This is a genomic window from Pseudomonas sp. XK-1 (genome assembly GCF_038069885.1).
Lineage (GTDB): Bacteria > Pseudomonadota > Gammaproteobacteria > Pseudomonadales > Pseudomonadaceae > Aquipseudomonas.
Genome location: NZ_JBBPES010000005.1, coordinates 409,096 through 419,859 on the forward strand (window position 1 = coordinate 409,096; position 10,764 = coordinate 419,859).

A 10,764-nucleotide genomic window follows, 5' to 3' on the forward strand; every position below is an offset into this window, starting at 1 on the left:
TTGTTCATTGGTTGTGCGCCTGCAGTGCGCTTGTCGCTTGCCAGGCGTTGCCGCGGGCCTCGTGCTCCTCGCGCAGCAGTTGTTCGGCCTGGCTGCGTTGGGCCGGCTCTAGCTGCTGGGCGATCTGCTGGGCCAGTGCGCTGGCTTGTGGGGTGTTCTTGGGAAGTGCCAGCTGGCTGAAGACGAAGGCGTTGACCAGGTCGGGGCGCACGCCCTTGCCCTGGGAATACATCTTCGCCAGGGCGAAATCGGCGTTGATCTGGCCGTTACGGGCGGCGCTGAGCAAATGATCCAGGGCCTGCTGCGGATAGACCTCGCCGAGGTAGCCGCGCAGGTAGAGCTGGCCGAGGAAGTAGTTGGCGCTGGGTTCGCTGGGCGCGGCCTTGCGCAGATGCTCTTCGGCCTTGTGTGGGTCCTGTGGTACCAGCTTGCCTTCGTAGTACAGGCGTCCGAGCAGCAGTTCGGCCCGCGGCAGCGCTGCGGCGCGGCCTTTGTCGATGTAGCCCATCAGGGTGTCGATGTCGCCCAGGCCCGGATAGTCATAGAGCAGGCGAGCCAGGCTGACCCAGGCGGCCGGGTAGGTCGGGGCGATGGCTTCTAGCAGTTCCTGGGCCTTGCTTTCGTCCGGGGTACCCAGTTCGGCGTCGGCCAGCACCAGGGCGACGGCATCCACCCGCTGGGGGGCCACGGCCGCGCTGCGGTAACCGGCCATCAGGCGCTGCAGCAGGGCCTTCTGTTTATCGGCCTTGCCCTGCTTCTGGTACACGGTGGCCAGCTCGACATAGCAGACATCGGTCTCGGCGATCAGGCCCTGGCAGATCTGCTCGATCTCATCGAGGTGCTGGTCGTAGTTGCCCTGGCTGCGATAGACCAGAATCTGGGCCAGATCGGCCTGGGTATGGCCTTGCTGACGCCAGGTGGAGATACGCTGTTGTACGTTCATGGCGGGAAAGTCCTGTGGGTACTGCAGGTAGAGCATGACCAGCGGCAACAGGCTGCCCGGCTCACCTGCGGTAAAGGCGTCATTCAGCAACTCGGCCGCCTCCTGGCGCTCGGCCTGGCTGGTGTTGGCCTTGCGAGCGAGCAACTTGCCCAGACGCGCCTTGGCTCGCGGCGACTCGTCCAGGGCCAGGCGGTAGGTGCGCTCGGCCTTTTCCAGGTCTTGCGCGGTGCCGCCGGCCACCTGCAGGTCGGCCAGACCGATCTGGGCGTTGACGTAGCCCAGTTCAGCCAACTGGCGGTAGTTGCGCTCGGCGGTGCTGGTGTCGCCGCGCTTCAGCGCTTCGGCGGCCAGACGCTCGTCCGGCAGCCCGGCGCAACCGGCCAGGCTCACCGCCAGGGCGAGCGCCAGCAGGGGCGTGGCATGTGTGATGGTGGCCATTGCTGCGTCCTCCTCAGAGACCTGCCGCCAGGGCTTTGTCGATCACCCAGTCGAACGATGGACCGCGGTCGAGGATGACCTCTACCGGCTGGCCGGCGAGGCTGCTGTCGAGGCGCTGCTCCGGTTCGATAAGCACGCGGATATCTGCCGACAGGCCGCCGTCATGCAGGCTGCTGCTGACGATCTTGCCGTAGCGCGGGCTGTCTTCGCCGGCAACCCAGAAGCTGGCGCGGCTACCCGGGCGAGCCTGGGCGAAGTTGCGGAAGGGGAAGCTGGCCAGCACGGTAGCCTTGGTGTTCTGCGGTACCAGTTCGAAGATCACGTCACCCTTGTTGGCGAACTGGCCGTCGGCCACCAGCTGACGCGCCACCTTGCAGTCGCAGGGGCTGGTCAGGGTGCCTTTCATCTGTTTGCCGAACAGCGTTTCGATATTCTCCGGGGTCATCTGCTCGTCGGTCAGGTGGCCCTTGAGCATCTCCAGCATGCTGGCGGAGAAGGTGGCGATGGGCGCGCCTTTCTCGACCATGGCGTTCGGGCCGAGCAGGCTCTGCACCATGCCCTCACGCGGCATGGTCACCTGCAGGCTGGGTATGTTGACCTGCGCCGACTGGGCGTGGGTGACGAAGTAGATGCCGTAGACCGACTTGAAGATAAAACCGAAGGCGGCCAGGCCGACGAGGAAGATCGCCAGGCTGAAGGTCACGGCCTTGAGCCGGCCGAATACGCCCATACCGGAGCCGCCCGCGCCGTTCTTGCGCGCTTTGGTGAAGTTCTCCCGTTGCAGGGTGCTCAGCAGGTCGCCAGCGCTGACCAGTTCGCCGCCCAGGTAGGCGCTGATCAGGTAGCGCAGGGTGGCCTGCTCGCGTGGCTTGAGGTTATGGAACTGACAGCCGATGCGGGCGCTTTCGCTATCCACCGAGCGCACCTGGAACTCGATGTCGATACCCAGGTTGAGGCTGTCGAGCTTGAACTGCAGACGACCCTTGTAGAAGTCGCCGACCTGAATCGGCTGCTTGCTGTCGGCGAAGCTGAAGCCGCCAGCCGAAATATCGCTGATCGGTTGCTCGATACGTTCGCGGTTCTTGTTCAGGTAGTGCAGCACGGCCGGGATCTTGACCCGCGCATGCTGGCGCTGGGCTTCTGATTCATGGACCACATTGACGTTGACGGCTGTATTCATGGTTGCAAATTCCTGTTCAAAAAGGGTTCCGGCCGGGGTCCGCTCATACCAACGCCAGAAGCGTGGCGATAAAGAGGCTGGCAGCAGCAAAAGTCATGGAGCGCGAGGACCAGGTGTTGAACCAGCGCTGGAAGCTCAACAGGCCGCGGTCGAGTTTGGTCGGCTGGCGGGTCCAGGACTGCCGGTCGAGACGGAAGAACACGTAGATCTTCACCATCGCGCCGACGATCTGGTTGTAATAGAGAATGACCGGGTAGGCCGGGCCGATACGGTGGCCGGTGACGCTGAGCAGCAGGGTCAGTGCCAGGCGGGTCAGGCCAATCCACAGCAGGTAGGCGATAAAGATGCCGGGGCCGTACTTGAGGCTGGCGATGATCGCCACGCTGAGGCCGAGCAGGCTGGTCCACATCGATACCCGCTGGTCGAACAGCACCAGGCTGGTAAACCAGCCGAGACGCTTGCGACCCAGACCCAGGGCGCGGGCGTTCTGCCGCAGGTTGTTGCCATACCAGCGGAACATCAGCTTGCGGCTGGCCTTGAGAAAACTCTTCTCCGGTGGGTGCTCGACCGTATTGATCGCTGCATCCGGCACGTAGAAGGTGTCATAGCCCAGGCTCATCAGGCTGAACCAGCTGGACTTGTCGTCGCCAGTGAGAAACTGGAAACGTCCCAGGCGCCAGTGCTCCAGGTGATCGCTTTCCACATCGGCGATAAAGGCCGGGTTGGTGACCACCTCGGCGCGAAATACCGACATGCGACCGGTCATGGTCAGCACGCGCTTGTTCAGCGCCATCGAGCACATATTGAGATGGCGCTGGGCGAAGCGCAGCTTGTGCCACTCGCTCATGATGTAGCCGCCGCGCACTTCGCACAGCTCGTTGGTGGTCAGGCCGCCGACATTGGGGAACAGCTTGAACCAGGGCACTGTCTTGCGTACCACGCCCTCGTCGAGCACGGTATCGCCATCAACCACCGCGACCACAGCATTCTTGTCCGGCATCTGCCGGGAGATGGCACGAAAGCCGTAGGCCAGGCCATCCCGCTTGCCGGTGCCGGGAATGCGCACGAAGTCCAGAGTGACCTGCGCAGGCGGGTTCATCCGCGCCCAGAGGTTTTTCACCAGCAGTTCATCGGACAGCTCGACGATGGAGCACACCACCGTAGTCGGGAAACCGCAGTCGATCGCCTCGCGAATCACCGAGCGGTACACCTGGGCGGTGGTCAACGCGTCGATGCGGAAACTGGTGACCAGCAGAAACACGTGGGACGGGTCGGCGTCCTTGCCGAGTTTTTTCACCTTGCGCCGGTAGTAGGGGTACACCACATAGAGAAACAGGGTGCCGCGCACGAAGTGCACCGCGCCCATGGAGTAACGCCAGATGCCGACAGCGCCGATCAGCAGGAGGTAGTCGCGCGACTCGGGGTCGAACACGCTCCTGGGCAGGGCCAGCGCGAGCAGCATCAGCAGGGATAGGTAGAACAGCCAACCCGCCGCCTCGAGGAGGACGGTCTTTAGCGTGTTTGTCTGTTGCATATGCGTATCCATCATGTGCGCCGGAAGAATCCTGGGCCGGGCTGCTCGCGCGCCCAGGGTTCGGCCTCGCGGGCTGAACGGCGGGTGAACGCACCCACCGATCGCCTGCGGGATTTACCAGCAGATACCTTCGGAGCCAGCACGCGACGCCGTCGGCATAAAGCCGATCAGGTCGACCACATGCTTGCCGGCGAGGGCCTGCTGGGCGAGGGGCGCGAAGCGCTCGTCGGCATTGCCCAGGACGATGATCTCGGCGTTCTCGACCACTGCATCGAAGTCGCTGTTGAGCAGCGAGGACACGTGGGGAATCTTCGATTCGATGTAGTCCTTGTTGGCCCCGTAGACGCGGGCATATTCGACGTTGCTGTCGTAGATGCTCAGCTCAAAGCCCTTGCCGATCAGCATCTCGGCCAGTTCCACCAGCGGGCTTTCGCGCAGGTCGTCGGTGCCGGCCTTGAAACTCAGACCGAGCAGAGCGACCTTGCGCTTGTCGTAGCTGGCGATGATGTCGTAGGCGTTCTGCACCTGGACGCCGTTGCTGCGCATCAGCGAGCCGATCATCGGCGCGTCGACATCCAGGCTGCTGGCGCGATAGGACAGGGCGCGCACGTCTTTCGGCAGGCATGAGCCGCCGAAGGCGAAGCCCGGCTTCATGTAGTACTTGGACAGGTTGAGCTTGTGGTCCTGGCAGATCACGTCCATCACTTCGCGGCCATCGACGCCGACGGCCTTGGCGATGTTGCCGATCTCGTTGGCGAAGGTGACCTTGGCCGCATGCCAGACGTTGCAGGTGTACTTGATCATCTCGGCGACATCGATGTCCTTGCGGATGATCGGCGCGTCGAGCTCGCGGTAGATGCTTTCCAGCAAGTCACCGGAGGCGGTGTCGAGTTCGCCGATCACGGTCATGGGCGGGAAATCGTAGTCCTTGATCGCGGTGCTTTCGCGCAGGAACTCGGGGTTTACCGCCACGCCGAAGTCGACGCCGGCTTTCTTGCCCGAGCAGTCTTCGAGGATCGGAATCACCACGTTTTTCACGGTGCCCGGCAGCACGGTGCTGCGTACCACTACGGTGTGGCGCTCGGGCTTGTTGCGCATGGCAAAGCCGATTTCGCGGCACACGCCTTCGATGTAATCGAGCTCCAGGTCGCCGTTCTTCTTGCTCGGCGTACCGACGCAGATAAACGACACCTCGGTGTCGCGGATCGCGTCGGCCACATCGGTGGTGCCGCGCAGGTGGCCGGAGTTCAGACCCTGCTGCAGTAATACTTCCAGACCGGGTTCGACTATGGGCGATTTGCCACTGTTGATCAGGTCGATTTTATGCGCGGAGATATCCACGCCGACCACGTCATGACCGCGCGCCGATAAACAACCGGCACATACGGCACCGACATAACCCAAACCAAAGATACTGATTCGCATCGTATTACCTCGTCCATTTAGTACGTAATTAATGAGTGGCTTTTGGCCAACACTGTTCGTTTAACTCAGTGCGATAAGCAGACTGAATTAATTTAGGCATTAGGAGTTTGCGACAGTCGAAAATGGCTGCCGGAGAAGGGCTTATAAAATAAAACATGCCCCGTTTAACTTTTGAGCTGCTGGTCTGCTAGGCTCTGGCTCAAGGCTTCTAGTGATTCTTTTGGTCGGCGCAAGTTCTCCTGTCGTCGCTCAGCAACTTTTCTTTGGGTATAACTATCCAGCGGACATGCGTCCGGCTATTAAGGGCAGTTTTGGTTCATGTAGAAAGTTACATGAAGAAATATGTTGCGTGGTTAAGAGTGCGGGATTTTTCCTATAGTTCCTACCGTTCGTCCACTTTTGTTAATTGTGTGCACTGTTGAAGTGATGGCCACTGATTGCACGCTGATGGCAATTTATAAGCAATTTATAGTCAGGCTATTAAGCGCCTTGCGCGGTGTATAAAGCGGGCAGAAAGTTCAGTTTTATTAACGCGCGATAGTTGCCCCGCCGGCGAGGGGGAGGCAGATGTGCGCAATGCGGGGGTTGGCGGGCCGGGGGACGGCCCGCTGGAGGGAAGAAAAGGGGGGCGGAATCAGTCTTGCGGGTGATCGCGCAGGAACACCAGCTTGTCGGCTTGCGAGTGTTCGGCCGAGAAGCGGTAACCCTCATAGGCGAAGTCCTTGAGGCCTTCGGCTGTGCGCAGGCGCTCCTTGATCACATAGCGTGCCATCAGGCCACGGGCCTTCTTGGCGTAGAAACTGATGATCTTGTACTGACCGTTCTTCAGGTCCTTGAACTCGGTGTCGATAATCCGCGCATTCAGCGCCTTGCGTTTCACCGCGCCGAAGTACTCGGTGGAGGCCAGGTTGAGCAGCAGCTGATCGCCCTGGGCGGCCAGGGCCTCATTGAGCCAGCCGCTGATGCGCTCACCCCAGAAATCGTAGAGGTTGTTGCCGCGCGGGTTGGCCAACTTGGTACCCATCTCCAGGCGATAGGGCTGCATCAGGTCGAGGGGGCGCAGCACGCCATAAAGACCGGAGAGCATGCGCAGATGGTCCTGGGCAAAGTCGAAATCGGCTTCGCTGAAATCTTCGGCGTTGAGCCCGGTGTAGACATCGCCCTTGAACGCCAGCAGCGCCTGCTTGGCGTTGGACGGATTGAACGGCCGCTCCCAGCTGCCGAAGCGCGCGGCATTGAGACCGGCGAGCTTGTCCGACAGGTGCATCAGCTCGGCGATCTGCGCCGGGCTGAAGTCGCGCAACTGGTTGATCAGGTCCTGGGCGTGGTCGAGGTGTTCGGGCTGGGTAAAACGCGGGGTCGCCGGCGGCGTGTCGTAATCGAGGGTCTTGGCCGGCGAAATCACCATCAACATAGGGTCTGCTCCTGAAAGTCTGCGGCGATTCTAACAGGCCGTTGAAAAACTACCTGCGCGGGCCCTTTTATTGAACAGATAGAGTCAGTTGATCGTTCCTCGGGGTAGGGTGGAGATGGCGAAGCCTTGTCCACCATGGAGCCGGCGCGGCATACAAGGCTTCGCCATGTACGCCCTACACACTGACCCGCTTGACCCAGGGGCGGCCCCGGGGTTGTAGTTTGCCCGGGTCAACCCTCTCAAGGAGCTGCCATGACCGCCTGTAACCATTCGCGCTGGGAGCCTTCCCACGACTACCGCCCCCTGGAAACCACGGCCGAGCGCCAGGCCTGGCGGGTGGCGGCGCTGACCGGGGCGACCATGCTGGTGGAGATTGTCGCCGGCTACGCCTTCAACTCCATGGCCCTGCTCGCCGATGGCTGGCATATGGCCTCGCATATGCTCGCCATCGGCCTGACCGCCCTGGCCTACCTGCTGGCGCGGCGCTATGCCGATGACCCGCGCTTCGCCTTCGGTACCTGGAAGGTCGAGGTGCTGGCCGGCTTTGCCAGTTCGCTGATGCTGCTGGCTGTGGTGGTCATGCTGGCCTTCGAGTCGCTGTGGCGCTTGTGGCAGCCTCAGACGATCGCCTTCGACATGGCCCTGTGGGTGGCGGTGGTCGGCCTGCTGGTCAACCTGGCGTCGGCCTGGCTGCTGCGCGATCAGCATGAACATACACACGAACACAGTCATGCCGATCATGACCATACGCACAAGCATGGCGCGGCCGGCAAGGACCTCAATCGCCACGCCGCCTTTGTCCATGTGCTGGCCGATGCCCTGACCTCGGTGGCCGCCATCGTCGCGCTGCTGGGTGGGCTGTTGTTCGGCTGGAGCTGGCTCGATCCGCTGATGGGGGTGATCGGTGCCGTGATCATCGCGGTGTGGGCCAAGGGCCTGCTGCTGGAAACCGCCAAGGTGCTGCTCGACCGCGAGATGGACAGCCCTGTTGTCGAACGGGTACGCAGGGCCTTGGCCCAGGAGGCGGACACCGAACTGGCGGATCTGCACCTGTGGCGCGTCGGCCGGAGTCAATTCGCCTGCATCGTCAGCGTGGTGACCCATGGCGCGGCCACGGCGGATCGCTACAAGGTGCGGCTGGCGGGAATCAGCGAGCTGGTGCATGTGACCGTGGAGGTCAATTGCTGCAGCACTGGGGCGGCTGCGGGGGAGGAGTGAAGCAAAATTTCCGACGGCGCTGGCGGCGGTCGGACTTCCGACTTTAACGGCGGCCGGGCAGTGCGCCAAGCGCTATTTGTCGCGCCGACAAATAAACCTGTAAATGCTCAAAAAAACGTTTTTCTGTCATCTGAATTAGAGTAATTAAAAGGCAAGACCGCCGAACCCTGCAGACAGGTGGCGGCCATTGGCCCTCACCTTACTTGCAGCCTTCTCAGCCTCGGCACTGAGGAGTCGACGGCCCCTCCGCGGCGCAGCCTCGCCCCTGCGTTGCTTGGCTACTACAAGAAGGTGACCGAGTATGGATGACCACGGACGCTCCGAACCCACCGCCCCAACCCTGTACGCCCTCGACACCAATGTGCTGATCCACGACCCCAACGCGCTGCTGAATTTTCAGGAGCACCATGTCGCTATTCCGATGACCGTACTGGAGGAGCTGGACAAGCTGAAGACCGGCAAGCAGGGCGTAGCCGCCGAATGTCGCCAGGCCATTCGCCTGATCGACAAGATCCTCGGTGTGGCGACCCCGGAAGAAGTGGAGCTGGGCGTGCCAATCCAGCGCGAAAAGAGCGGGCCCTGCGGTTACCTGTCGATCCTGATGAGCAAGAGTGCCTCGCCCATCACCTGGCTACCGGAAGACCTCAACGACAACAAGATCATCAATCAGCTGGTGGAGCTGAAGGCGCGCCGTCCGGGGCTCAACGTGGTGCTGGTGACCAAGGACATCAACATGCGCCTGAAGGCGCGGGCCTGCGGCATCGACTCGGAGGACTACCACACCGACCAGCTGGTCGACGACGTGTCCTTGCTGTCGCAGGGTTACCACAACATGGACGGCTCTTTCTGGGACCGCGTGAACAAGGTGGAAACCCGCCAGGACCACGGCCGTACCTGGCACCGCGTGCAGCTCACCGACAACCTGCCGGCGGTGCACGTCAACGAGTTTATCCTCGACGAGCAGGGCTTTGTCGGCTGGATCAAGGGCATCAAACACGGCGAACTGCTGATTCTCGACATGCATCAGGAACCCTTGATGCACCAGGAGGCCTGGGGCCTGCGCCCCAGGGATGTCTACCAGTCACTGGCGCTGTTTGCCCTGCTTGACCCGGACATCCACCTGGTCAACCTGTCCGGCGCGGCCGGCTCCGGTAAAACCATCCTGGCCCTGGCGGCGGCCATCGAACAGACCATGGTCAGCAAGCGTTATCGCAGAATCATTGCCACCCGCAGCGTGCAGGGGCTGGATCAAGAGATCGGCTTTCTGCCCGGCACCGAGGCCGAGAAGATGGAGCCCTGGCTCGGCGCGATCACCGACAACCTCGAAGCCCTGCATATGGACGACGAGAACACCCACGGCAGCGTCGACTACATCCTGCAAAAGGTGCCGCTGCAGTTCAAATCCCTCAACTACATCCGTGGCCGTAGCTTCCAGCAGAGCCTGATTCTGATCGACGAATGCCAGAACCTTACCCCGCACCAGATGAAAACCATCATCACCCGTGCCGGCAACGGCTCCAAGGTGGTCTGCCTGGGTAACCTGGCGCAGATCGATACCCCCTACCTGTCGGCCCCCAGCTCGGGCCTGACCTATCTGACGGAGCGCTTCAAGGACTTCGAACATGGCGTGCATATCACCCTGCAGGGTGTGCCACGCTCGATCCTCGCCGAGTACGCGGAAACCCATATGTAGCAATCCCCGCCAGCGTCCTGACTACGCCGCCCTTATCGGGCGGCGTAGTCGTTTTTAGCGTGGCCGGTGGTCATTGCCAGGTGCTAGAAGTTGACCGGCGGGTTTACAATCGGGCCATCCCTTTCTGGAGTTCGCCCGTGCTTACCCATCTCGATGCCCAGGGCCATGCCCATATGGTCGATGTCACCGACAAGGCCAATACCTTCCGCGAAGCCAGTGCCGAAGCCCGGGTGCGCATGCGCCCGCAGACCCTGCAGATGATCGTCCAGGGCGAACACCCCAAGGGTGATGTATTTGCCGTGGCGCGGATCGCCGGGATCCAGGCAGCGAAGAAAACCAGCGATCTGATTCCGCTGTGCCATCCGCTGATGTTGACCGGGGTCAAGGTCGAGTTGACGGCCGAAGGCGAGGATGCCGTGCATATCCGCGCCACCTGCAAACTGGCCGGCCAGACCGGGGTGGAAATGGAAGCCCTGACCGCCGCCAGCGTCGCCGCCCTGACCATCTACGATATGTGCAAGGCGGTGGACCGCGGCATGGTGATCGAGCAGGTGCGCCTGCTGGAGAAACTCGGCGGCAAGAGCGGCCACTACAAGCTGGAGGAGCAGGCATGATTCGCGTGCAGTATTTCGCCCGTTACCGCGAGGCCCTGGGCCTGGATGGCGAGCAGCTCAGTGGCGAGTTCACCAGCCTTGATCAGCTGCGCCAGCACCTGCTGGCCCGCGGCGGGGTGTGGGATGTACTGGCCGAGCAGAACCTGATGTGTGCGCGCAATCAGGAACTCTGCAGCCTGGATGAGCCCTTGGCGGCAGGCGATGAAGTGGCGTTCTTCCCCACTGTGACCGGCGGTTGAGCGTCTGTTCTTGTCGCGGCTAAAGCCCATTCCACAGTGGGTAGGAGGCGATACCCCTGCCGCCAG

9 protein-coding genes are annotated in these 10,764 nt (G+C 62.0%); 4 read left to right on the forward strand and 5 right to left on the reverse strand.

Features of this window, described 5'->3' with window-relative positions:
* Nucleotides 1-4: 4 nt before the first annotated feature.
* The 5 genes from algK to yaaA form a co-directional block, all read right to left on the reverse strand.
* Entirely contained in the window at nt 5-1,381 is a 1,377-nt protein-coding gene (gene algK, locus WMW70_RS15765) for an alginate biosynthesis TPR repeat lipoprotein AlgK (RefSeq protein WP_341438406.1), read from the reverse strand.
* Between the two features lie 13 nt (nt 1,382-1,394).
* The gene (locus tag WMW70_RS15770; RefSeq protein WP_341438407.1) at nt 1,395-2,561 is read right to left on the reverse strand and encodes a PilZ domain-containing protein; all 1,167 of its coding nucleotides are present in this window, start codon (nt 2,559-2,561) and stop codon (nt 1,395-1,397) included.
* 43 nt (nt 2,562-2,604) lie between these two features.
* Nucleotides 2,605-4,095, reverse strand: a complete 1,491-nt coding sequence (gene alg8 / locus WMW70_RS15775) for a mannuronan synthase (protein ID WP_341438408.1) — start codon at nt 4,093-4,095, stop codon at nt 2,605-2,607.
* 114 nt (nt 4,096-4,209) lie between these two features.
* Entirely contained in the window at nt 4,210-5,520 is a 1,311-nt protein-coding gene (gene algD, locus WMW70_RS15780; protein WP_341438409.1) for a GDP-mannose 6-dehydrogenase, read from the reverse strand.
* 634 nt (nt 5,521-6,154) lie between these two features.
* Nucleotides 6,155-6,934 carry a peroxide stress protein YaaA gene (gene yaaA / locus WMW70_RS15785; protein ID WP_341438411.1) on the reverse strand — a complete coding sequence of 260 codons (780 nt, stop codon included), beginning with the start codon at nt 6,932-6,934 and terminating at the stop codon, nt 6,155-6,157.
* A gap of 252 nt (nt 6,935-7,186) precedes the next feature.
* Here yaaA and dmeF point away from each other — a divergent pair, with 252 nt between their 5' ends.
* The 4 genes from dmeF (at nt 7,187) to WMW70_RS15805 (ending at nt 10,698) form a co-directional block, all read left to right on the forward strand.
* Complete coding sequence (gene dmeF / locus WMW70_RS15790) at nt 7,187-8,152, forward strand: CDF family Co(II)/Ni(II) efflux transporter DmeF (RefSeq protein WP_341438412.1); 966 nt, start codon at nt 7,187-7,189, stop codon at nt 8,150-8,152.
* Between the two features lie 301 nt (nt 8,153-8,453).
* Nucleotides 8,454-9,845, forward strand: a complete 1,392-nt coding sequence (locus tag WMW70_RS15795) for a PhoH family protein (protein ID WP_341438413.1) — start codon at nt 8,454-8,456, stop codon at nt 9,843-9,845.
* Nucleotides 9,846-9,982: 137 nt separating this feature from the next.
* Nucleotides 9,983-10,459: a cyclic pyranopterin monophosphate synthase MoaC gene (gene moaC / locus WMW70_RS15800; RefSeq protein WP_341438414.1), complete on the forward strand. Its 477-nt coding sequence runs from the start codon at nt 9,983-9,985 to the stop codon at nt 10,457-10,459.
* The gene (locus tag WMW70_RS15805; protein ID WP_341438415.1) at nt 10,456-10,698 is read left to right on the forward strand and encodes a MoaD/ThiS family protein; all 243 of its coding nucleotides are present in this window, start codon (nt 10,456-10,458) and stop codon (nt 10,696-10,698) included. The genes moaC and WMW70_RS15805 overlap by 4 nt, the downstream gene beginning before the upstream one ends.
* Nucleotides 10,699-10,764 lie beyond the last annotated feature (66 nt).

Coding starts and splice junctions, on each gene's coding strand:
- algK (WP_341438406.1), bottom strand. CDS start 1,381: ATGGCCACCATCACACATGCCACGCCCCTGCTGGCGCTCGCCCTGGCG.
- WMW70_RS15770 (WP_341438407.1), bottom strand. CDS start 2,561: ATGAATACAGCCGTCAACGTCAATGTGGTCCATGAATCAGAAGCCCAG.
- alg8 (WP_341438408.1), bottom strand. CDS start 4,095: ATGCAACAGACAAACACGCTAAAGACCGTCCTCCTCGAGGCGGCGGGT.
- algD (WP_341438409.1), bottom strand. CDS start 5,520: ATGCGAATCAGTATCTTTGGTTTGGGTTATGTCGGTGCCGTATGTGCC.
- yaaA (WP_341438411.1), bottom strand. CDS start 6,934: ATGTTGATGGTGATTTCGCCGGCCAAGACCCTCGATTACGACACGCCG.
- dmeF (WP_341438412.1), top strand. CDS start 7,187: ATGACCGCCTGTAACCATTCGCGCTGGGAGCCTTCCCACGACTACCGC.
- WMW70_RS15795 (WP_341438413.1), top strand. CDS start 8,454: ATGGATGACCACGGACGCTCCGAACCCACCGCCCCAACCCTGTACGCC.
- WMW70_RS15805 (WP_341438415.1), top strand. CDS start 10,456: ATGATTCGCGTGCAGTATTTCGCCCGTTACCGCGAGGCCCTGGGCCTG.